We start from the raw sequence: 23023 nt of genomic DNA on the forward strand, positions 1-23023 counted from the left end.
TACATAATTTATTTTACAAAGATCTATTATACTCTTTTGTAAGGCAACCGTAAGCCTTGGCCTATTGTCTAATGATTTACTTGTTTAACCGCTTTTTCTAAAATTGGCTTTAAGTACTGCCCTGTATAGCTTTGATCGACCTTAGCAATTGCTTCAGGTGTCCCAGTAGCTACAATATTGCCACCCTTATCGCCACCTTCAGGCCCTAGATCAATAATATAATCCGCATCTTTGACCACATCTAAATTATGTTCGATGATCAAGACCGTATTGCCCTCATCCACTAACGCATTCAAGACATTTAACAATCGCTTGATGTCATCTGTATGCAGCCCGGTGGTTGGTTCATCCAAAATATACAGATTATTACCAGCTGATAGTTTATGCAGCTCTGAAGCCAATTTCATTCGTTGTGCTTCACCACCAGATAATGTCGTTGCTGATTGGCCCAATGTTACATAACCTAAACCAACATCAACGATTGTTTGTAGTTTTCGACGAATCTTAGGAATTGGTTCAAATAATTTAAGCGCTTCATCCACGGTCATATCTAAAATATCCGCAATACTCTTACCTTTGTAAGTAACTTCCAGCGTTTCAGAATTATATCGTTTGCCATGACAAACTTCACAAGGTACATAAACATCCGGTAAGAAGTTCATCTCAATTTTCATAATACCGTCGCCTTTACAATTCTCACAACGGCCACCCTTAACATTAAATGAAAAACGCCCTTTTTTATAACCCCGGGTCTTTGCTTCATTCGTCTGCGCAAATAGATCTCGAATATTGTCAAATACGCCGGTATACGTAGCTGGGTTACTTCTTGGTGTTCGACCAATTGGACTTTGATCAATATCTACCAGTTTATCAATATTTTGGTAGCCATAAATTCGTTTAAACTTACCTGGTTTAGCTGAGTTATGATTTAATTTTTGAGCCAATGCTTTTTTCAAAATACTATTTACTAATGTGGACTTTCCTGAACCAGAAACGCCAGTCACAGCCACAAATTTTCCTAATGGAAAGTCAACATCAATGTCCTTTAAATTGTTTTCAGCTGCACCAGTTACCCGAATTTTCTTACCATTCCCTTTGCGTCTTTTTTCTGGCAGTGGAATGTATTTTTCGCCGGATAAATATTTCCCGGTTAATGAATTCGGATTTTTAGCCACTTCAGCGGGGGTTCCGGCAGCCATAATCTGACCCCCATTTTCACCTGCACCTGGTCCGACATCGATTAAATAATCAGCAGCCCGCATCGTATCTTCATCGTGTTCAACGACGACTAACGTATTGCCTAAATCTCGCATTTTTTTCAAAGAACCGATTAAACGATCATTATCCCGTTGATGCAACCCAATAGATGGTTCATCTAAAATATATAAAACACCTGATAGATTGGAACCAATTTGTGTTGCTAAACGAATTCGCTGGGCTTCACCACCAGACAAAGTGCCTGCTGAACGAGATAAGGTTAAATAATCTAAGCCCACATTATTCAAAAAAGTGAGTCGATCCCGAACTTCTTTTAAAATTGGTTTGGCAATCGTTTCATTTTGTTCAGAAAAAGTTAAGTCCTCAAAGAAAGGCATGGCCTGTTTGATGGATAAATCTGAAACTTCCGCAATATCTTGACCACCGACTTTAACGGCTAATGCTTGTGCATTTAACCGTTTGCCATGGCAAGTTTGACAAACTAATTCTCGCATGTAAAGCCGCATTTGCCCTCTTGTAAAATCACTGCTTGTTTCATGGTAGCGCCGATTAACATTGTTAATAACGCCTTCAAATTCTGCATCCACATCCCGGACATTGCCAAAATCACTTTCAAAATGAAAATGAAATTTCTGTCCATTGGAGCCGTATAAAACTATTTTTTGCTGTGCTTCGGTTAGTTTTTGAAAGGACACATCCATTGGAATTTTTAACTGCTCACAAGCTTGTTTTAACATATTAGGATAATATTGTGAACTAATTGGATTCCAAGGTGCCAAAGCGCCCTGAGCCAATGTTTTTTCGGGATCAAGAACAACTAAATCAGGATCCACCTCTAGCTTCATTCCCAATCCATCACAATCTGGACAAGCACCAAATGGGGCATTAAAAGAAAATAGGCGCGGTTCTAAAACACCAACCGTGAAACCGCATAATGGACAAGCGTAGTGTTCAGAAAAAATTAAAGGTTCCCCATCAATTACATCCACATTGGCATAGCCTTCACTTAGCCGTAGCGCAGATTCTAAAGAATCAAACAAGCGCGAGCGGATACCTTCTCGGACAACTAACCGATCAATCACAATATCAATATCATGCTTTAAGTTTTTATCCAATTCAAATGATTCACTGACATCATGAATTTCGCCATCTACTCGAACTCGAACGTAGCCTTCTTTTTGAATCCGACTAAAAACTTTTTTATGCTGCCCTTTTTTCTGACGAATAATGGGTGACATAATTTGGATTTTTGTCCGTTCCGGTAGTGCCAAAACTTTATTAACCATCTGATCCACAGATTGGCTCGTTATCGGCGTCCCATCATTAGGACAAATTGGTTCACCAACTCTCGCCCACAGCAATCGCAAATAATCATTAATTTCCGTCACGGTCCCCACAGTTGACCGCGGGTTCTTGGAGGTTGTTTTTTGATCAATTGAAATTGCCGGACTAAGCCCCTCAATTGAATCTACATCAGGCTTATCCATTTGACCTAAAAACTGCCGGGCATAAGATGACAAACTTTCAACATATCGGCGTTGCCCTTCTGCATATAGTGTATCAAATGCCAACGAACTTTTTCCGGATCCAGAAAGTCCCGTCACGACAACCAGTTTTTCTCTAGGAATCGTGACATTAATATCTTTTAAGTTATGAGCCCGTGCGCCACGAATTATAATTTTGTCATTTGCCATAATTTTACTCCACTTCTGCTTTCAATTCTAAGATTGTATCCCGTAATGACGCTGCCTGTTCAAAGTCTAACTTCTTAGCAGCTTGTTCCATTTGTTCAGTCATTCGTTGAATCAAGTCTAATTTTTCAGCCTTATTCATACTATCAAAGTCTAGTTCTTTGGCAACTTCACTTTCACCGTCTTCATGGGCAACAGATTTTACTAATGAAATTGAATCTCGAATTGGCTTAATAATTGTTTTCGGTGTCATATGATGGTCTTCGTTAAATTGTTCTTGAATCTCCCGGCGCCGTTTGGTCTTATCAATGGCCGCCTTCATCGAATCCGTCATTTTATCAGCGTACATAATAACTTTCCCGTGTTCATTTCGAGCTGCCCGGCCAATAATCTGAACAAGAGAACGTTCCGCACGTAAAAAGCCTTCTTTATCCGCATCCAAGATGGCAATCAATGAAACCTCTGGTACGTCGATCCCTTCTCGCAATAAGTTGATACCAACTAAAACATCAAATTTGCCTAAACGCAAATCACGAATGATCTCAGTCCGTTCCAAAGTTTTAATATCGCTATGCAGATACTTAACTTTGATCCCCATCTCTTTAAGATAATCGGTCAAGTCTTCTGCCATTTTTTTAGTCAGTGTTGTGACAAAGATCCGTTCATGTTGCTCCACTCGTTGATTGATTTCACCTACAAGATCATCAATTTGACCCATAATCGGCCGAACTGCAATTTTAGGATCCAATAAGCCGGTGGGCCGAATAATTTGTTCCACAATATGATCTGTCCGTTCCATTTCATAAGGTCCTGGTGTTGCTGAAACATAAAGGATTCGGTGGACATGTTCTTCAAATTCTGCCAAAGTTAGTGGCCGGTTATCTAACGCACTTGGTAACCGAAAACCGTAATCCACCAACATCTGCTTTCGCGCTCTATCGCCATTGTACATCCCCCTGATTTGAGGCATTGTAACGTGAGATTCATCAATCATAATATTAAAATCTTCCGGGAAGAAATCAATTAATGTATAAGGTGGTTCACCTTCCGCGCGGCCTTCCATATGCCGGGAATAATTTTCAATGCCTGAGGTATAACCCATTTCCTGCATCATTTCTATATCGTATTCTGTCCGTTGCTGTAAACGTTGGGCCTCTAAGAGTTTCCCATCATCTTTTAAAACCTTTAGTCGGTTTGTTAATTCTTTTTTTATTCGCGCAACAGCCGCAGTCATCTGTTCATCATTGGTCATAAAGTGCGTTGCTGGGAAAATAGAGACTTGTTCACGTTCACCAATAATCTCACCAGTCAATGCGTCAACTTCAACAATACGATCAATTTCATCACCAAAAAACTCTACTCTAAACGCATGGTCGGTTCGAGATGCTGGGAAAACTTCTACCACATCTCCCCGTACTCGAAAACGGCCCCGTTGAAAATCTATATCATTGCGTTCAAATTGAACATTGACCAATTGCCGCAATAATTTATTCCGATCTAAAGCCATCCCCACCCGCAAAGATAAAACGGATGCTTGATATTCCTTAGGATCCCCTAAACCAAAAATGCTTGAAACAGATGCAATGACCACAACATCATTACGTTCCAATAATGCACTGGTGGCCGCATGGCGCAGTTGATCAATTTCATCATTGATACTGGAATCTTTTTCTATATAAGTATCACTTGAGGGCACATAAGCTTCTGGTTGATAGTAATCATAATAACTAACAAAATACTCAACCGCATTATTAGGAAAGAATTCTTTAAATTCACCGTAAAGCTGCCCCGCTAATGTCTTATTGTGCGAAATAATCAATGTTGGTTTATTCAAATTGGCGATAATATTGGCCATGGTAAAAGTCTTCCCCGTCCCAGTAGCCCCTTCCAAAATCTGTTCTTTCACACCATGCTTAAAGCCCTCAGTCAGCTTTTTAATAGCTTGACCTTGATCTCCAGCGGGTTGGTAGTTAGATACTAATTCAAATTTACGATCTGTTTGCCGTTCAATCATCTTAAAAACCTCCAGATAAACACAACCAAAAAAATAAAGTTACCCTCTGTATCGTATACAAATTGCAACTTCATATTTTAACATAGCGAACATATTTTCGCCATCTTTTTGACAAATTATTTTTAATTTTGCGACAATATTTCCGGGAACAATGGCACATCTGTGACACCATTCCATCAGTATATTATATGCTGTTGATACGGCAATACGTTCCAATAAGCACGTTATACCGCAATTCTGTATTTTAATCGTTTGACTGAATTATTTCCTGGGCAATCTTTGTTAAAGCGACTCGGCTGCTAGAAGCCTCGTTCAATAATTCCGGCAACATTTTATCAATAAAGTATTTTGTTGATGCCAATTCATTGAATTGAATAATTGTCGACAAACTTTCTTTGAAAATTTCCAAATAAACACTCTCAGGATTCCCTTTTTGAATCTCACCAAAAGATTCATAAAGTAAGTCAATCTTATCGGCGACAGATAAGATTTTACCCTCTAAGGTGTCATCTTTACCTTCCGATAAACGCCGACGATAACGTGCTTGTAACGCCTCTGGAATTTCGTTTTGAATAAAATTCTCTGACATATGCGCTTCCACTTGGGCCAACCGCTTTCGCAAATCGTGTGTAGCATATTTTACTGGCGTTTTAATATCCCCAATAAAACGCTCAGTATAATCATGATTGAGCGCTTTTTCATAAACCATCTGCCAATTGACTGTCTGACCGTTATCTTCTTCAATATCGGCCAATAATTGGGCAATTTCGGCAACTCTAAATGAATGGGCCGCTACGGAGTGGCCTTGATATTTAAAATAACCTGGTGCCCGTTCTAACATTTCTAAATCATTTAACCCTTGAATGAATTGATGCATACCCATAGACAGTCCCACCTTATCTAAATATTTTTGTGTAAATTGTTATCAATGTTAACACACTCACCACAAAAAGCAATGCTTAAATTACGCATATAAAAAGGCTGCCTTCAAAATTACGTACTTTGAAGGCAGCCCTATTTTTATTATTGTGCGATAAATTTCTCTAAAGCAGTTTCAAACGCTGCTAATTTTTCAGCGGCATTTGTTTCAGAATCCGCTTGCGTGCCAACATAAAATTTGATCTTTGGTTCAGTTCCAGATGGCCGAATAGCAATCCAAGTGCCATCTTCTAATTTGTATTTCAAAACATTTGAGACCGGCAATGGCATGTTGACCACTTTGCCGTCTGCGTAGCTGGCCTTTTGCGTTAAGTAATCTTCAGTAACCGCAATCGCCACATCGTTAAATACGCTTGGCTTTTCATCCCGGAAACGGGCCATCAATTTTTGCATTTCAGCGCCGCCTTGAATACCTGGGAAGTCTTTACTGATTGTCTTTTCAGCAAAGTAGCCATAAGTTGCATATAACGCTTGTAACCCATCATATAGCGTCTTACCTTGAGCTTTGTAATAAGCAGCCACTTCTGCCAATAATAAAGTTGTCTGCATGGCATCTTTATCCCGAACAAACGGTTTGATCAAATAGCCATAGCTTTCTTCAAAACCAAATAAGAATTCATGTGCGCCAGTATTTTCAAAGTGTTCAATCTGCTCAGCGATAAACTTAAAGCCCGTTTCAACATCAATCATTTTAACGCCATAAGCTTCTGCGATTTTAGTGGCTAACTCTGTGGAAACAATAGATTTTACAACTGCCCCATTCGTCGGTAAATCCCCAGCGTCCTTGTGCGCTTGTAAAATATAATGCAATAAAATTGAAGCAATTTGATTCCCCGTCAATAGCTTGTAACTGCCATCCGGTTGCCGTACCGCTGTCCCTAATCGATCCGCATCTGGATCAGTGGCGATTAAAACATCCGCATCTTCTTTTTGACCCAATGAAATTGCTAAATCAAAAGCTTCAGGGAATTCCGGATTTGGGAATGGTACTGTCGGAAATTCAGGATCTAAAATAGCTTGTTTTGTTACAATTGAAAAGCCTTGGAAACCGGCATTATTTAAAATACGCTGTGCCAAAACCTTCCCAGTCCCATGAAGCGGACTATAAACCAATTTCATATGTTTCCCGGTGGTTTCAATTAAATCTTTGTTAATTGAAATTGTCTTGAGATTTTCTAAATAAACTTGATCCACATCTTCGCCGATCAATTGCATCAACCCAGCCTCACGCAAATCACGTTCTGGGACTGCTGTGATGGTAAAGAGATCTGTTACTTTACGCACATAACTTGTAATCAGGTCTGCTTCTTTTGGGGGCATTTGCCCGCCATCTGGGCCATAAATTTTATAACCATTGTATTGTTTTGGATTATGGCTCGCAGTAATCATAATGCCTGCGTAAGTATGCAATTGACGGACGGCAAAAGATAATTCAGGTGTCGGCCGTAATTGATCAAAGACATAAGTTGGAATCTTGTGGGCGCCTAATACTCGGGCTGCTTCATGAGCAAATAATTCTGAGTTATACCGAGAATCAAAACTAATGGCTACCCCTCGATTACGGGTCGCCTCATCCAAGGTATCCATGAATAATGCCAAACCTTCAGTAGCCTGACGAACGGTGTAAATATTCATGCGATTGATACCAGGGCCTAAAACCCCACGCATCCCAGCCGTGCCGAATTCCATCGGTGCTGTAAAAGCATCTGCCAATTCATCTTCGTTGTCAGCAATCGCAACTAATTGTGCCTTCAGTTCTAAATCTAAGTTCTCGGTATTTTTCCAAGTCTGATAATTATCTTGCCAGCTCATTAAAAAACCCCCTATAACTTTTACTTGTTTTAATTATAGCATATCTCCAGCCCGTAAAGGGATACGGGGGACTTCAGACGCATTCTAAAACACAAAAAAACTAGATCAAAAATAAACACTTGATCTAGTCTCATTTTATAAATTTATGCTTTCAATTTAGCGTCCGCTAAACTTTGGATATAGTTAAAAACACCTTGTCCAGCTAAACCGCCATCACCGACAGCCGTTGTAATTTGACGTAACTCTTTTTTACGTACATCACCGACTGCAAAAATACCAGGTACTTTCGTAGCCATTTGATCATCTGTTAAGACCCAACCCTTTTCATCTAAAATCCCTAGATCTTTAAAGGCACTGGTCATTGGTTCAATGCCAACATAAATGAAAGCTCCAGAAGCGGGAACCGTCTTAGATTCTCCTGTTACTTTATCTTGATAAGTGACCCCAGTAACAACTTGTTGGTCTCCATCAATACTTTGAACTTGAGCATTCCAGATAAAATTCATTTTTTCATTTGCAAAGGCCCGCTTTTGAATAATTTGCTGTGCCCGCAATTGATCTCGACGATGAATTACAGTAACTTTAGAAGCCAATTGTGCAAGATAAAGTCCTTCTTCAACGGCTGAATCGCCACCGCCGATGACAACAACTTCCTTACCCTTGAAAAAGGCCCCATCACACACCGCACAATAGGAAACGCCCCGGCCAGAATAAGTTTCTTCGCCTTCTGCCCCAAGTTTACGGTGTTCTGAACCCGTCGCGATGACAATGGCCTTTGCTTGATAGCTGCCATCATCCGTATTCACAACTTTATAACTATCATGGTCTTCTATACTTGTAACAGCGCCATAGGCATATTCTGCGCCAAAACGAGTGGCAGACTGATACATCTTTTCACTCAAATCAGGGCCCAAAATAGATTCAAAGCCCGGATAATTTTCGATTTCTGCCGTATTATTCATCTGACCGCCATAGATACCACGATCAATGATTAATACAGATAAATTAGATCTTGAAGCGTACAGTGCCGCTGTCATACCGCCAGGCCCTGCACCAAGTACTACCACATCATAAGCTTTCACTGTAAGAATTCCTCCTTACTAAAAATAAGTTAATTATAGAATAACGCAATTTTACCCATTTGTCTAGTCCTAACGAATTGCCAATTGCTGCTGCAAAGCTAGAGCTTCATCATAATAATCCCGATCGCCACTAGCTAAGTATTGCTGCAAATATTTTTGGCTATGGTAAGTATCCTCCAAAAAAGCATAGGCACTGGCCATAAAATAGGCTAATTCTGGACAAACTTGATACGTATGCGTCGACAAAGTTTTCAAAATCTCAACAGCTTGTTGATATTGGCCCATTGCTTCATAGATAAAAGCTAACTGGCTGACAATATAAACCCGCTGGGAAAGTTCAACATTCAGCGTCAATGCAATTTTCAATTGATTGCTGGCTCGACCGTAGTCATACCGTTCTAACGAAGCCTGTGCTCGATCAATGTACAAATCTGCTGTTGGAATAACTGGAATAATACTACGCACAATCAAACCCTCAATTTCTTAAAATGATATTTATCTTAAACGATAATTACTATCATAACAAGTCAACCCAATAAATCAATAAAAATTATTAATCTTTAATCTAGTCTTTTTGAATTGGTCAATTCTTTAATATAAGCTGCCACTTCGGATCCAAACGTTGGGGATTGTAATCCATAATTAATAGATGCCTTTAACAAACCAAATTTACTGCTGATATCTTCTCGCTGTCCTACAAACGTTCTAGCTAAAACCGGTGTTTGTGCGTTTAATAAATTTAAAGCCAAAGATAATTGATTGCTAGCCGTTGTCTCCTCTGGCAGCTGCTTTAAATACTGGAAGAAGTCTCCCGGTAGCACATAGCGGCCCACCACACCTAAAGTACTTGGTGCACTATCTGGCAGTGGTTTTTCAACAATTGATTGAATTTGTGATAGACCCGGTGCTACTACAGTTTCAGATAACGAAACAATGCCATAGTGACTTACTTGCTGTGGCGACAATGCTTCAATCCCTAAAACCGGTGCTTGATATTGATTGTAGTCTTCAAGTAGCTGTCGGGTCAAAGAATGCGCTTCATCCACAATATCATCACTTAACATCACCACAAAAGGTTCATCATTTACAAAATCTTCTGCCATTAATAAAGCATCCCCAATACCCGTGGGATTATTTTGCTTCATAAAATACAAATTTACATCCGTCGTTGTTTTGATCAGCGCCATGAGCTCTGTTTTATTTTTCTCAGCTAAACTCATCTCTAATTCCGGTGCCGCATCAAAATAATCCTCAATTGCACGCTTGCGCTTTCCAGAAATTAATAAAATATCTGTGATACCCGCTAACTTCGCTTCTCTTACCAAATAATCAATCACCGGTCGATCAAAAACAGGTAAAATTTCTTTAGGCAATGCCTTAGTTGCTGGTAACAAACTAAACCCATAACCGCCAGCTGCAATGATTGCTTTTTTTACTGTCATTAAATCGCTCCTAAAAACGTGGCCGCATCAATTCATTTTCTGATTTGCCCTTACGTTTCATCATATTATTTACTTCAGCCTGAATATCTTTATCTTCATATAAAACCCGATAAATTGCTTCAGAAATTGGCATATCAATATTTTCTTTAATAGATAAATCATGCGCTGTTTTCGCCGTATAAACACCTTCAACAGCCATACCCATATTTTCCAAAATATCTTTTAATTTCTTACCTTGACCTAATGCATCCCCTGCACGCCAATTTCGAGAATGGACACTAGTACAAGTTACAATTAGATCCCCTAAACCGGATAGACCACTGAACGTTAATGGATCTGCACCTAAAGCAACACCCATTCGGGTAATTTCCGCTAAACCTCTAGTCATCAAAGCTGCCTTGGCATTATCACCATAATCTAAGCCGTGAACGGCCCCAGCGCCAATCGCAATCACATTTTTTAACGCAGCCCCGACTTCAACGCCAATAACATCCGTGTTTGTATAAACTCTAAAATGATCATTCATAAAAATATCTTGAACTTGTTTTGAAGCCAACTCATCTGTCGAAGCCACCGCCAAAGTCGTAATGTCATCTTTGATAACTTCTTCAGCGTGACTAGGACCGGATAAAATCACAATTGGCTGCCGCAAAGCCACAGGAATCTCTTCTGCTAAAACTTCCGAAATTCTTAAATCTGTAACTTGCTCTAAGCCTTTCGTAGCCGAAATAATCAACGGTTTAGTCTGTAATTTAGCTAACTGCGCACTGACTTGTTTTGCCACTGAACGAATCGCTTTAGTTGGCACTACAAACAAAACAGCATCACTATTCGTTAAGGCTATTTTCAATGAAGTCGTAGCCTTTAACGCTGACCTTAATTGGATATTTGGTAAGTAGTGGGTATTTGTATGCTGATCATTAATTTCTGCAACTTCTTTTTCAGCACGCCCCCAAACCGTAACATCATGCCCGTTTTCGACTAATAAATTCGCTAAGACCGTGCCCCAAGAGCCTGAACCTAGAACCGCTATTTTATGCATCTCAATTGAATTCCCTTCTTAACGTTCATAAGGATATTTTAAACCGCTACCATCTAAATACCAAGGTACTTTTCTAAAACGTCTCCGATAAATTACCAAAATAATGGCAATGAGCACTAAAATAATAGATAACATTTGCGAAACTCGAATCGGCCCTAACATCAGACTATCCGTTCGCAAACCTTCAATAACACTGCGACCCAGGCCATACCAAATCACATAGCTTAAAACGACCTCACCTTGTTTAAATAAATGTACCCGGTGTCGTAAAGACATGATGATGATAAAGCCCAGTAACGTCCACAAAGATTCATACAAAAATGTCGGTTGCCGATAAGCACCCTGAATCCACATCTGATCAATTATAAATTTAGGCAAGTGTAAATTCTGTAGAAAATCTAAAGTTACTTTACCGCCAAAAGCCTCTTGATTCATAAAATTGCCCCATCGACCTAGCGATTGAGCGATTAAAACAGCTGGTGCCAAAATATCTAATAACAGCCAAACCGGAATCATTCGGTTGTGGCAAAAGACAATAATTACCAATACTGCAGCAATTAAACCACCATAAATGGCAATCCCGCCATTCCAAATTTTAATAATATCGCCTAAGTTCTGTGAATAATAACGCCACTCAAAAGCCACGTAATAAAGCCGAGCGCCAATGAAAGAAATTGGCAACATCCACAAAATTAAATCGACAATATCATCCGCCATAATTTGACGTCTAGGTGCCTCACGCATCGTTAAGATAGCCGCAAGCACGACCCCTGCTGTGATGATTAAACCATACCAGCGAACGCTAAACGGCCCTAACTGAAAGGCTACTGGATTAATTGCGCCTAAAACAAAATTTGCCAAAATTTGCCTCTCTAACTAAGCATTTGGTTCATCAACACCATTTTGCTCGATTAACTTATTTAAATTTGCTTCAAAAACCTTAGTTGCATCATAACCCATAGATTTCGCTCTAAAATTCATCGCCGCCACTTCAATAATAATGGCTAAATTCCGACCAACTTTAACCGGTACTGTGATTTTAGGAACCGCAACATCAAAAATCTGCTGCTGCTGCTCACCAGAACCTAAGCGATCGTAACTCTTATCCGGAGACCAATTCTCCAAATGTACAATCAAGTCGATTGGTGTAAACTCACGGACAGCACCCGCACCAAACAAATTCATGATATCAATAATTCCAATGCCTCGGATTTCTAATAGATGCCGTAGAATCAAAGGTGCCTCTCCGATAACCGTTTGCTCATCTTGCTGGTATACATCTACCCGATCATCAGCAATTAAACGATGCCCCCGTTGAACCAGTTCCAAAGCGGTTTCACTTTTACCAACACCGGAGTCTCCTGTAATCATTACGCCGACCCCATAGATATCCACTAAAACGCCATGAATAGATTGCCGCTTTGCCAATTGCTGATCCAAGTATTCAGTCAGTAAGCTTGCCAAACGCGTTGTTGGCAGTTTAGAGCGTAAAATTGGGACATGATTCTTTTCACAAGCTTGAACCATTTCTTTTGGAATATCTAATTCTCTAGAAACTAAAAACATCGGTGTTTCCGGACTAGCCATCTGCGTTAAAACAACCAATCGCTCTTCACTCGTCATATTATTAGAAAACGAAATTTCAGTCATACCAAATAACTGAATCCGTTCTTTTGGATAAAATTTGAAATATCCGGTTAATTCTAGGCCTGGTCGAGAAATATCACTAATCGTAACAAATCTTTTATCTAAATAGTCCTCACCAGAATAAATCGTCAAATTAGTTGCTTTTGCTAATTGTGCAACGCTTACTTTATCAGTCAATGTACGTTTACCCCTCAACTTTTTTATAGCTCTGTTATAGCTATAATGCTATAAAAAAAGCCTTCCGTCAATCCATATTCAGATTTTCAGAAGACTCTTTATTAAGTTTTATACTGTACCTATCTTCTATCAAAATTAAGCTAGGTTTTTTAGAAAAAAACTAAATTAAATTATATGAACTGAGTGTTTTAGTATCATCACCCAGAGAATTGATGTAACTTAACTTAAAAATCATTCCAATTATCATCATCTTTGTGTGTCGTTTGGTCCGTAATATCCTTACGTGTTTGGCGACTGCTAGAACGCATCTGCTCTCTAGCTTGTCGATGGTGGTGTCGTTGTGCCTCACGTTCATAGTGCTGACGACGACGTGTCCCACGACTACAAATTAGCCAGAGGATACCAGCGATGATAATTACCGGTAAAACAAAGCGCAGTAACGTTAACAACAGTGCTCCGAAACCAAATAAAATTGCGACCACTAAGACGATAAACAAAGGTACTAGTAACAAGAGCACTAAACAAGTTAACATTAAAACTCACTCCAATCATCACTGTCTTTACGAGACGAATCAGTGACGTCTTTTCGAGGCCGTTTCTTAGAACTACTGCTACTATTATTATTTGAGCTATATGCTCTTGAAGAAGCATCCGGCATAACTAACATCAAAATTAGATAAACCAAGATTCCTGGAAAACCGGTTGAGAAGAATGAAATCACTACGAAAATAATTCTAACAACCGTCGGATCCCAACCAAAATATTCTGCAATACCACCTAATACACCTGCAAATACGGCATTATTAGACTTTGCTAATTTTTTCTTTGCCATAGTAAATTCCTCCAAAGTATCAAACTAATCGTTGTTTGTATCTTTTAATAAAACATTACCAGCTGTTGTTGCCAACGTAATAATCGCTGGATCTTCTTGGTTGCCTCTTTCTAAAGTCGCATACTTCAAATTGCCTTCATCAGATTCACCATAATTTACATTGCTCAACCGATTTTTAACTTGGCTGAAGCGTGTCTTAGCAGTCACTCGTAATGGTAAAGTTTGTGGTACTGCTAATTTCACATTGCCATTCACTGAATTGGCAACAAATTTATGCAATTCATCATTTAAAACTGTACCCCGGACTTCACCGTTAACCGTTGTGAATTGGCCCGTATGCATATCTGCTGAAATAACAACATTGCCGTTAACCGTTGCTAAAACACTGTCCACAACTCGACCGCCTTTAACAATCACGTCTCCGTTAACATTTTCAGCTTCTAGATATGTTAAAGCTGTATTGTTAAACTTCAAATTACCATTCGCTGTTTTGGCATAAAAATCACTGCTATTCAAATCATTAACTTTCAAATTACCATTTAACATTTTAACACTAACATGTTCATAGCTATGTTTTGGTAAATAAATTGTCAAATCAGCCTTGACCCGTTTATTAGGTACTTGGAATACAAATCTGTCTTCAGAAACATCAATATTTGACCGGCTTAAGAAAGCATCAAACGGTGTTTCTTCACTCATTGTGCCAAATAATTTTACTTTTGCTTCAACAGCGATATTGTCATTTTCAGAAGGTTCAATTTTCACAGAACCATTCGCTACTTTAATATCAACTAATTTTGCATGGTTATTTTCATATAAGAATTGATGTTCAAAGTCAGCTGTTGCCAAGCCAGGCACCTTAACATTGATATCTTTCCAATCTACATTGTCCATCAATGTGCTAACTGAATCCTTAACAAAAGAACCTACTTGACTGCTGGCATCTGTAATTCGTTTTGTAAATTCAGATAAAGTACTACCCGCATTTTGTTTCCAATTTTCAGAAAAATCTTCGAAAGAATAGTCTGGATCTTCACCTAAATCAGCTTGTAAATCTTTGATCTTTTCAGTAATTTCGTGTTTTTGTGCGACAACTTTATCACGCGTTTGATTTAAATCATTAACTCGTTGCTTCAGATTTGTGCGTTCCTCAATCTTGTTATCTGTCAAACCTTCAAGATCTTCCATTGTATCTAAAACTGTAATTTGTTCCTTAGCAGCTTGAATTTGATGGTTGATCGAATTCAATTGTTCATCTAGTTCTGTACGTTTCAGCTTTAAATCATTCAAGTGGTTGTATTCTTCTTTATTTTCATCACTATCCGTAACTTCTTCAACTGAGTCAGCCGCAAGATTATCATCTGTGCCGTTTTTTTCTAGATTTTCTAACAATACTAAGGCCTCTTCAGAAGAAATAATGCCTTTTTTAACTAGGTCAAGAATTCTTTGTCTTTCATTCATAGGGAATAGCCTCCATTAAATTACTATCTCGTATTTCATTACTCCTTTATTATGAAGGTTCAGCCAAATAAATGCATAGGGCCAAAGGTTGATTTTAAATTAGGTATATGAGCTTAAATCCTTCTAAGTACAAAAAAACAAGGTCCAAACAGTTAGGCATTATTTCCAGATTATAACCATCTAGAAATATTAACCTAATGATTGACCTTGTTTTTAATGATTAATAACTTAAATTATAGCGTTTCGTTGAGATTCGTATTTAATTCAACGATTTTACCTGTCTTCAAGTAAACGATCCATTCACAAATATTTGTAACATAATCCCCAATACGTTCCAAATATGAAGCAACCAACAAATAATCCATATTGCCCACAACTGTGCTTGGATCATGCTGCGTTTCTTGAACACAAGCCTTATAAATTTTATCTGAATATCGATCAATTTCTCGATCAATATTTGCAATCTCTAAAGCTCTAGTCTCGTCTTCTTTAACGTAAGCGTCTAAGATAGCTTCACCCATCTTCTTAACAACTTCTGCCATATCCGCAATATCTTTTTCAATTGCTGGCACTCGGCGATTACCTTTAACCCGAATTGTAGATTTCCCGATACTTACGGCGTGATCACCCATACGTTCCAAATCAGAACTAGCTTTCATCACCGTAACGATCATTCTCAGATCTGAAGTGACTGGTTGCTGCAAGGCAATCATTTCAAAAGAGCGTTGTTCTAAATCAACTTCACGCTTGTTAATCTGTTTATCACTTTCGATAACTTCTCGAGCTAAGTTTTTATCGTGATCGATAAATGCCCGTACAGATTTGTAGATAGCCTCATTAACCATCATACCCATTTCTGAAAAACGTACGTGCAATTCGTTTAATTCATCTTCAAAAATTTGTCGCATTCAATAATGCCCCCTCTACCCAAAACGACCTGAAATGTAGTCTTCCGTCTCTTTTTCTTTCGGATTCAAGAAAATTGTCCGTGTATCCGCGTACTCAATTAAATCACCCTGTAAGAAAAAGGCGGTTCTATCCGAAATACGAGACGCCTGCTGCATATTGTGTGTCACCAATATAATCGTATATTCATCCTTTAATTCTAATAGCATATTTTCAATTTGGCCACTAGAAATTGGATCTAAGGCACTGGTTGGTTCATCCAACAAAATAACATCTGGTTTTACCGCTAATACTCTGGCAATACATACCCGTTGCTGCTGTCCGCCTGACAACGAGAGTGCACTCTCACTGAGTTTATCCTTAACTGTATCCCAAATAGCTGCCTGACGCAAACTTGTTTCTACCGCTTCATCTAAAATTCGGCGATCTCGAACGCCTGCTAATCGCAACCCATAAATAACATTATCATAAATTGAAAACGGAAATGGGTTAGGCTGCTGGAATACCATGCCTACTTCTTTACGAAGTGCTACTGTATCTGTCGAAGGTGCATAAATATTTTTATCATGCAACATTACAGTTCCCGTGATTGTTACAGACGGGATTAGATCATTCATCCGATTTAGTGTTCTTAAAAACGTAGATTTACCACATCCAGAAGGGCCAATCAACGCTGTAATCTCATTTTCACGAAAGTCCATTGTGATGCCCTTTAATGCTTCGTTACGTCCGTAGAAAAGATGAACGTCTGTTGCCGAGATAATTTCTTTTCTTTCGTCAGCCAAGTTAACCCCTCCTTATCCGAAACGTCCAGAAACGTAATCTTCAGTAGCTTGAATTTTAGGCCGTTGAAATACGTTACTTGTGATATCATACTCCAAAACGTTACCTAAATGGAAAAATGCTGTATAATCACTAATTCTACCAGCCTGTTGCATATTATGTGTCACAATAATGATCGTGTAGTGATCTTTTAATGATAATAGCGTGTCTTCTACTGTAGAAGTTGAAATCGGATCTAGTGCACTGGCTGGTTCGTCCAACAATAAAATATCTGGTTTCATTGCGATTGCCCGGGCAATGCAAAGCCGTTGCTGCTGCCCACCGGATAAGGCTAACGCGCTTTGATCTAATTGATCTTTAACTTGATCCCATAACGCTGCTTGTTTTAGAGTCGTCTCAACCAGTTCATCTAGCACTTTTTTATTCTTGATACCATTACGTTTCGGTGCAAATGTAATATTATCATAAATAGACTTAGAAAATGGATTTGGCCGTTGAAATACCATACCAATATGTTTACGCATTTCATAAACATTAACACCCTTACCGTTAATGTCAATGTCACGGTACATGATTTTACCATCAACTCTTGTACCTTCGATATTATCATTCATCCGATTCAAACTGCGTAAATAAGTGGATTTACCAGAACCAGAAGCCCCAATCAAAGCAGTGATTTTAAAGCGCTCAAATGGTAACGATACACCATGAATCGCTTCTGAGGTACCGTAAAAAACATGTAAATCTTCAGTAGATAATGCAATTTCATGTTTTTTAGGATCTAGTTCTTTAATATACCTGTCTTCACTTGCGTAATTTTGCATAAGCTTCTCCTATTACTTAGTTCCGGTCATTTTACGATAAATATGATTCCCGACATAACGGGCACCAAAATTAAAAATTAATACCGCAATAATTAATACTGCTGATGCACCTGCAGATACTTGGCTGGCATCAGGCATAATACCTTCTGAGTTAATTTTCCAGATATGGACTGCTAAAGTTTCGGCAGGTCTCAACGGGTTTAACGGACTGGCGATATAAAATGGATTCCAATTTGTAAAATCTAATGGTGGTGCACTTTGGCCTGCTGTATAAATTAACGCAGCGGCTTCCCCAAACACCCGTCCAGCCCCAAGAATCATCCCGGTGATGATCCCCGGCAAAGCTTCTGGAATAATGATTTTCAAAACAGTTTCCCATTTAGATAATCCTAATGCCAAACCAGCTTCTCTTTGGGAGCCAGAAATAGAGCGTAATGATTCTTCAACGTTACGTGTTAACAGTGGTAAATTAAAAACTGTTAAAGCCAATGCCCCAGAAAGAATTGAAAAACCCAAACCAGCGCTTATTGAGAATACTAAGAAGCCAAACAAACCAACAACAATTGAAGGTAATGAACTTAAAATATCAATGGACGTTCTAACTAAATTTGTCAGCCAATTCTTTTTAGCATATTCTGACAAATAAATACCCGCCCCGATTGAAATTGGAATTGAGATCAGCATTGATAAAATCAGTAAATAAAATGAGTTAAATAGCTGAATCCCAATACCACCACCACTTTGAAAGCTCTTAGCTGGTGATGTTAAGAAATGCCAACTAACGTGAGGTAAGCCATTCCATAGAATGAAAATCAATAAAAAGGCTAAAATTAAAATCATTACACCGGCAATAAAGTATAAGACGCCCGTGGCGATTTTATCCCATTTTTTCGAATCCATATTAGAATTTCCCCCTCTTGGCAATCTTATTGATTACTAAATTAAAGACTAGCGACATCAACAATAGTAACAATGCCAAAGACCAAAGGGCGTTATTAGCCGCTGAACCCATAACTGTGTTCCCCATGCCCATTGTTAAGACACTGGTCAAAGTAGACGCTGGTGAAACTAAGTTATGTGGTAATAAGGCTGCATTCCCGATAACCATCTGAACTGCAAGAGCTTCACCGAATGCACGAGACATCCCAAACACAACCGCTGTAGCTAGTCCTGGTGCAGAAGATCTTAAGACAACTTTATAGATTGTCTGCCAGCGTGTTGCGCCTAAAGCTAATGAAGCTTCTCTATAATATCTTGGTACTGCACGTAATGCATCAACAGACATTGAGGTTACGGTAGGTAAAATCATAACGAACAAAACAAAGGTCCCTGCTAAGATACCAAAACCAGTACCACCAAAAGTATGCCGTACAAAAGGTACAACAACAGATAGACCAATAAAACCATAAACTACAGATGGAATACCCACCAATAATTCTGTGACGGGTTGTAAAATTTTATACCCTTTATTAGGTGAAATTTCTGTCATAAAAACAGCTGTTGCAATTGCAAAAGGCGTTGCAATAACCGCCGATAAAATAGTTACCGCAAAGGAACCGACAATCATTGGTAAAGCCCCTGCTTGTGGGCTGCCATGACTATCTGTACTACCTGGATTCCAGATTGTTTTAGATAAGAAATCCCACAGATTAACTTTATTTGAGAAAAAAGTTGCGAGACCTTTAGAAGCTACAAAATAAAAGATTGAGACAACGACTGTTACAATAATCGCGGTACATACGAAGCTGATTATTCTGCCTCGAAACTCGCTTCTAGTGGCCCGTGATTTTTTTAAAAGCTTTTCTTTAATTTCATCATTCATTTTAGTCGCCTCCTACTTACTTACTTGCAGTTCATCATTCAAGTGACGTGTAACTTCCATCTGATTGATCGGAATATATCCTAATTTACTAACGATATTATTCTGAACATCGTCACTCAGCATATGATTAATGAACGTCTTAGTAAGTCCGGTAGGTTCTCCCTTGGTATACATGTGTTCATAAGACCAGATTTTCCATTTATCAGATTGAACATTTTTATTAGTCGGTTGAACACCGTCTATTGAAATTGTTTTGATTGAGTTATCAACATAAGCAAAAGCCATATAGCTGATTGCACCGGGTGTGCTGGCGACAATTTGTCGTACCATCCCCGTTGAATCTTGTTCTTGTGTTTGGAGTACGGTTCTATTTTCCAAAGCCCAGCGTTCGAATGTTACCCGTGTACCTGAACCCTGTGCTCGATTAATTACAACAACAGGTACATTAGGACCGCCGATTTGCTGCCAATTGGTGATTTCGCCTGTAAAAATACCGATAAGCTGTTTCGTCGTCAAATTATTAATTTTCAAAGACTTATTAATAACTGGCGTAATGCCAACAACAGCCACCTTATGATCAGTTAATTTTTTAGCGTCTATACCCTTTTTTTGTTCTGCGTAAAGATCTGAGTTACCAATATCGACAGCGCCTTCTTGGATTTGACTCAGACCCGTCCCAGTACCACCGCCCTGAACATTAATAAAATTGCCAGAGTTTGCTTCTGTATAATCTTCACCCACTGCTTCAACTAATGGTTGTAACGCAGAGGACCCAACGGCGGTGATTGATTGCCCATCAGTACTATTCGCCTGACAAGCCGTTAATGGTAAACCTAAAAATACTAAACCCAACAGTATAAAGATACGTTTTTTCAAATTATTTACCTCCGTAAGCACAATAACATATTGTACTCGACCAATGTAAATTTACGGCCCGACGTTTGTAAAAAAAGTGTAAATTATGCTTTTGGTAATTTAATACTAAACGTACTGCCCACACCGTATTGACTAGTAACCGCCAAAGCACCACCGTAATTATCGACAATCTCTTTTACAATAGATAAACCTAAGCCAGTACCGCCATTGTTATAAGATCTAGATTTATCAACTCTGTAAAAACGTTCGAAGATTCGTGTCTGCGCGTCTTCTTTCAAGCCAACCCCTGTATCTGCAATGGAAATATGAATATTTTCAGTACCTTCCGCAAAGTTGATCGCAATTTTACCTTCAGGTTTGTTGTAATAAATCGCGTTTGAAAGTAGGTTTTTAATAACTTGTTCAAACTGAACTGGATCAATCGTCAATTTGACATCGTCTTTACCGTTCAAATCAATCTCTAGTTGTCGTTTATCAATAGCCGGTTTTAAGCTGTTTAAAGTTCGTTGGATACTTTCTTTAACGTTAATTTCCGCTGGCTTGATATTAAAATGCTCGTCTAATTTAGACAATTCTAAAATATCTTGAATCAACTGGTTTAAACGATTACTTTCATTGTAAATAATTCGAATAAATTCATTTCGATCTTCTTCAGACATATCTGCCTGTTGCATTAATGTCTCAGCAAAGCCACTAATTGCCGTGACCGGTGTTTTTAATTCATGACTAACGTTACCGACAAAATCAAGCTGCATCTGTTCAATACGGCGAATATCTGTCAAATCATAAAGTAACACTAGGACTTGTGGTTTAACCCGGTCTTGTCCTAACTGAATAACATTCGCATCTACGTAACGGACGGACTGCTGTACTAATTGAACTTCGCCGTGATGATTGCGCTGACTTCGAATCGTATGTTCAATCATCTGGCTTAACTTATAAGTTTTGACATCGTCAATAAAGGGATGCGGCAAACTTGTATCTTCTATATTCAATAAGTCGCACATGGACTGATTTAACAATTGAACATTACCATCCATATCCAAAAGCATTACGCCCATTGGTAAATGATCAATCAACCGACTGAAACTCTCTGTCCGTGCTGCAATTTTTTCATTCAAATGTGCCACGTCACGATCCAACTTGTTGACTTCTTCAGACAAGGGATATAAAACGTTGTCTAAATCTAAAATTAATGGTTCTGGATTATCTTTATGACGAATCCGATGAACGTTTTGAATCAATGTATCTAATGTCTCTCTTAATGCTTTACGACGTCTTTGTGCAGCGATTAATAACCCTAGGATCATTAAGAAATAAACAGCTGTCAATAACCAAAATGCTGCAGGCATAAAACTCCAAATACTATTTTTTTCCATATAGAAAATAGTAGGGTTGCCAACTTCAGTGTAATCAGCATAGGCTAAATAAACATCCCCGCTGATGGTCTGTTTCGCAAATGGCTTGTTTTTATTTACAAGACCGTGACTAATTATATCTTGCGTTGCTGTTTTAAAATTGGAACTGGCGTTATTTTGATGAGTCACCACAGTAATTTTGCTATGGCTGAGCCAATCATTAACATCGGTTTTTTCATCAGACAACAATTCATAATTTTGAGCTTCTCGCTTTAAATACTGTTCTTGTTGATTTTGTACCACGGTGTTTGTTACAAAAATAGCCACGATATAAATTAAAATGGCCACAAATACGGCAAGTGATACTTTAGCTAGTGGTGTGCGGCGATTCATGATTAACCTCCAATTTATAGCCAAAACCACGGATGGTTTTGATCAGTTCAGGATTTTTTGGATCTAATTCTATTTTATCTCGTAAATGACTGATTTGAATGTCTACCATTCGAGTTTCAGCAGGATAATCAAAGCCCCAAACCCCATTTAATAAGGCTTCTCTACTTAAAACTCGACCAGGATGACTCATGAAGTAAGCCAATAATTTATATTCTTTAGGTGTCAGCATTAGATCACGGCCGTTTTGATTGGCAATCATTCGTTCTTGATCAATCATCAAATGGCCTAAAGTCAAGTGACCTTGCTGTGTTTCCTTAGCTGGTACCTTTGGCGCTTCATCAGATAGACGGCGCTTAATTGCTTTGATGCGTGCGATAATTTCCCTAGGGCTAAATGGTTTTGTAACGTAATCATCTGCCCCAATCTCTAAACCAACAATTTTATCGGTTTCACTATCTTTAGCCGTTAAAATCATGATTGGTGTTCTAATTTTTTCTATACGTAAACGTCGCGTAATCTCCAGTCCATCCACATGGGGCAACATTAAGTCTAAAATAATAAAGTCAAATTTTTCATTCAATGCTAGCTCTAAAGCTTCCTGTCCATCTTGGGCACTGATGACTTGATACCCTTCTTGTACAAGATTATATTTCAAAAGTGTCAAAATAGCTGGTTCGTCATCAACAACTAAAATTTTATCCAAG

The 23023-nt window shown here is 38.7% G+C and carries 21 protein-coding genes; all 21 read right to left on the reverse strand.

The annotated features are described in order from the left end of the window. Positions 1-68 precede the first annotated feature (68 nt). A complete protein-coding gene (gene uvrA, locus EKM93_RS00590; protein ID WP_125711990.1) occupies positions 69-2912 on the reverse strand; it encodes an excinuclease ABC subunit UvrA in 2844 nt (947 codons plus the stop codon). Positions 2913-2916: 4 nt separating this feature from the next. Continuing rightward, the gene (gene uvrB / locus EKM93_RS00595; RefSeq protein ID WP_125711992.1) at positions 2917-4923 is read right to left on the reverse strand and encodes an excinuclease ABC subunit UvrB; all 2007 of its coding nucleotides are present in this window, start codon (positions 4921-4923) and stop codon (positions 2917-2919) included. Positions 4924-5167: 244 nt separating this feature from the next. Beyond that, positions 5168-5806, reverse strand: a complete 639-nt coding sequence (locus EKM93_RS00600) for a YfbR-like 5'-deoxynucleotidase (RefSeq protein ID WP_125711994.1) — start codon at positions 5804-5806, stop codon at positions 5168-5170. A gap of 140 nt (positions 5807-5946) precedes the next feature. Further along, positions 5947-7674, reverse strand: coding sequence for a phospho-sugar mutase (locus EKM93_RS00605; RefSeq protein WP_125711996.1), 1728 nt, complete (start codon positions 7672-7674; stop codon positions 5947-5949). A 143-nt stretch (positions 7675-7817) separates the two neighbouring features. After that, the gene (trxB, locus tag EKM93_RS00610; protein ID WP_164506941.1) at positions 7818-8756 is read right to left on the reverse strand and encodes a thioredoxin-disulfide reductase; all 939 of its coding nucleotides are present in this window, start codon (positions 8754-8756) and stop codon (positions 7818-7820) included. A 69-nt stretch (positions 8757-8825) separates the two neighbouring features. Next, on the reverse strand, positions 8826-9221 hold the full coding sequence (locus tag EKM93_RS00615; RefSeq protein WP_125711998.1) for a hypothetical protein: 396 nt from the start codon (positions 9219-9221) through the stop codon (positions 8826-8828). 95 nt (positions 9222-9316) lie between these two features. Beyond that, entirely contained in the window at positions 9317-10198 is an 882-nt protein-coding gene (locus EKM93_RS00620) for a UTP--glucose-1-phosphate uridylyltransferase (protein ID WP_125712000.1), read from the reverse strand. A gap of 10 nt (positions 10199-10208) precedes the next feature. Continuing rightward, positions 10209-11240 carry an NAD(P)H-dependent glycerol-3-phosphate dehydrogenase gene (locus tag EKM93_RS00625; protein WP_125712002.1) on the reverse strand — a complete coding sequence of 344 codons (1032 nt, stop codon included), beginning with the start codon at positions 11238-11240 and terminating at the stop codon, positions 10209-10211. Between the two features lie 18 nt (positions 11241-11258). Then, positions 11259-12101, reverse strand: coding sequence for a prolipoprotein diacylglyceryl transferase (gene lgt, locus EKM93_RS00630; protein ID WP_225423591.1), 843 nt, complete (start codon positions 12099-12101; stop codon positions 11259-11261). 15 nt (positions 12102-12116) lie between these two features. Beyond that, a complete protein-coding gene (gene hprK, locus EKM93_RS00635) occupies positions 12117-13064 on the reverse strand; it encodes an HPr(Ser) kinase/phosphatase (RefSeq protein ID WP_125712004.1) in 948 nt (315 codons plus the stop codon). 224 nt (positions 13065-13288) lie between these two features. Next, entirely contained in the window at positions 13289-13597 is a 309-nt protein-coding gene (locus tag EKM93_RS00640) for a hypothetical protein (protein WP_125712006.1), read from the reverse strand. Further along, entirely contained in the window at positions 13597-13896 is a 300-nt protein-coding gene (locus EKM93_RS00645; RefSeq protein WP_125712008.1) for a PspC domain-containing protein, read from the reverse strand. Before EKM93_RS00645 ends, EKM93_RS00640 begins: the two co-directional genes overlap by 1 nt. A gap of 24 nt (positions 13897-13920) precedes the next feature. Next, positions 13921-15357 (reverse strand): daptomycin-sensing surface protein LiaX, encoded by a 1437-nt coding sequence (gene liaX / locus EKM93_RS00650; protein WP_125712010.1) that lies wholly within the window; start codon positions 15355-15357, stop codon positions 13921-13923. A 233-nt stretch (positions 15358-15590) separates the two neighbouring features. Beyond that, on the reverse strand, positions 15591-16265 hold the full coding sequence (gene phoU, locus EKM93_RS00655) for a phosphate signaling complex protein PhoU (RefSeq protein ID WP_125712012.1): 675 nt from the start codon (positions 16263-16265) through the stop codon (positions 15591-15593). A gap of 15 nt (positions 16266-16280) precedes the next feature. Then, the gene (gene pstB / locus EKM93_RS00660; protein ID WP_125712014.1) at positions 16281-17048 is read right to left on the reverse strand and encodes a phosphate ABC transporter ATP-binding protein PstB; all 768 of its coding nucleotides are present in this window, start codon (positions 17046-17048) and stop codon (positions 16281-16283) included. Between the two features lie 12 nt (positions 17049-17060). After that, positions 17061-17870 carry a phosphate ABC transporter ATP-binding protein PstB gene (gene pstB / locus EKM93_RS00665; RefSeq protein ID WP_125712016.1) on the reverse strand — a complete coding sequence of 270 codons (810 nt, stop codon included), beginning with the start codon at positions 17868-17870 and terminating at the stop codon, positions 17061-17063. A 12-nt stretch (positions 17871-17882) separates the two neighbouring features. Next, complete coding sequence (gene pstA, locus EKM93_RS00670) at positions 17883-18770, reverse strand: phosphate ABC transporter permease PstA (RefSeq protein WP_125712018.1); 888 nt, start codon at positions 18768-18770, stop codon at positions 17883-17885. A gap of 1 nt (position 18771) precedes the next feature. Next, a complete protein-coding gene (gene pstC / locus EKM93_RS00675) occupies positions 18772-19692 on the reverse strand; it encodes a phosphate ABC transporter permease subunit PstC (protein ID WP_125712020.1) in 921 nt (306 codons plus the stop codon). Between the two features lie 12 nt (positions 19693-19704). Continuing rightward, positions 19705-20568 carry a phosphate ABC transporter substrate-binding protein PstS family protein gene (locus tag EKM93_RS00680; RefSeq protein ID WP_125712022.1) on the reverse strand — a complete coding sequence of 288 codons (864 nt, stop codon included), beginning with the start codon at positions 20566-20568 and terminating at the stop codon, positions 19705-19707. Between the two features lie 83 nt (positions 20569-20651). Continuing rightward, the gene (gene pnpS / locus EKM93_RS00685) at positions 20652-22319 is read right to left on the reverse strand and encodes a two-component system histidine kinase PnpS (protein ID WP_125712024.1); all 1668 of its coding nucleotides are present in this window, start codon (positions 22317-22319) and stop codon (positions 20652-20654) included. Then, on the reverse strand, positions 22294-23022 hold the full coding sequence (locus tag EKM93_RS00690; protein WP_125712026.1) for a response regulator transcription factor: 729 nt from the start codon (positions 23020-23022) through the stop codon (positions 22294-22296). The genes pnpS and EKM93_RS00690 overlap by 26 nt, the downstream gene beginning before the upstream one ends. Position 23023: the final 1 nt, after the last annotated feature.

The sequence above is a fragment of the Agrilactobacillus yilanensis genome (assembly GCF_003946725.1).
Taxonomy (GTDB): domain Bacteria; phylum Bacillota; class Bacilli; order Lactobacillales; family Lactobacillaceae; genus Agrilactobacillus; species Agrilactobacillus yilanensis.

Bases quoted from the DNA above. Each gene is read 5' to 3' on its own strand.
- uvrA (WP_125711990.1), bottom strand. From the start codon at position 2,912: ATGGCAAATGACAAAATTATAATTCGTGGCGCACGGGCTCATAACTTA.
- uvrB (WP_125711992.1), bottom strand. From the start codon at position 4,923: ATGATTGAACGGCAAACAGATCGTAAATTTGAATTAGTATCTAACTAC.
- EKM93_RS00600 (WP_125711994.1), bottom strand. From the start codon at position 5,806: ATGGGTATGCATCAATTCATTCAAGGGTTAAATGATTTAGAAATGTTA.
- EKM93_RS00605 (WP_125711996.1), bottom strand. From the start codon at position 7,674: ATGAGCTGGCAAGATAATTATCAGACTTGGAAAAATACCGAGAACTTA.
- EKM93_RS00620 (WP_125712000.1), bottom strand. From the start codon at position 10,198: ATGACAGTAAAAAAAGCAATCATTGCAGCTGGCGGTTATGGGTTTAGT.
- EKM93_RS00625 (WP_125712002.1), bottom strand. From the start codon at position 11,240: ATGCATAAAATAGCGGTTCTAGGTTCAGGCTCTTGGGGCACGGTCTTA.
- EKM93_RS00640 (WP_125712006.1), bottom strand. From the start codon at position 13,597: ATGTTAACTTGTTTAGTGCTCTTGTTACTAGTACCTTTGTTTATCGTC.
- EKM93_RS00645 (WP_125712008.1), bottom strand. From the start codon at position 13,896: ATGGCAAAGAAAAAATTAGCAAAGTCTAATAATGCCGTATTTGCAGGT.
- liaX (WP_125712010.1), bottom strand. From the start codon at position 15,357: ATGAATGAAAGACAAAGAATTCTTGACCTAGTTAAAAAAGGCATTATT.
- phoU (WP_125712012.1), bottom strand. From the start codon at position 16,265: ATGCGACAAATTTTTGAAGATGAATTAAACGAATTGCACGTACGTTTT.
- pstB (WP_125712016.1), bottom strand. From the start codon at position 17,870: ATGCAAAATTACGCAAGTGAAGACAGGTATATTAAAGAACTAGATCCT.
- pstA (WP_125712018.1), bottom strand. From the start codon at position 18,770: ATGGATTCGAAAAAATGGGATAAAATCGCCACGGGCGTCTTATACTTT.
- pstC (WP_125712020.1), bottom strand. From the start codon at position 19,692: ATGAATGATGAAATTAAAGAAAAGCTTTTAAAAAAATCACGGGCCACT.
- pnpS (WP_125712024.1), bottom strand. From the start codon at position 22,319: ATGAATCGCCGCACACCACTAGCTAAAGTATCACTTGCCGTATTTGTG.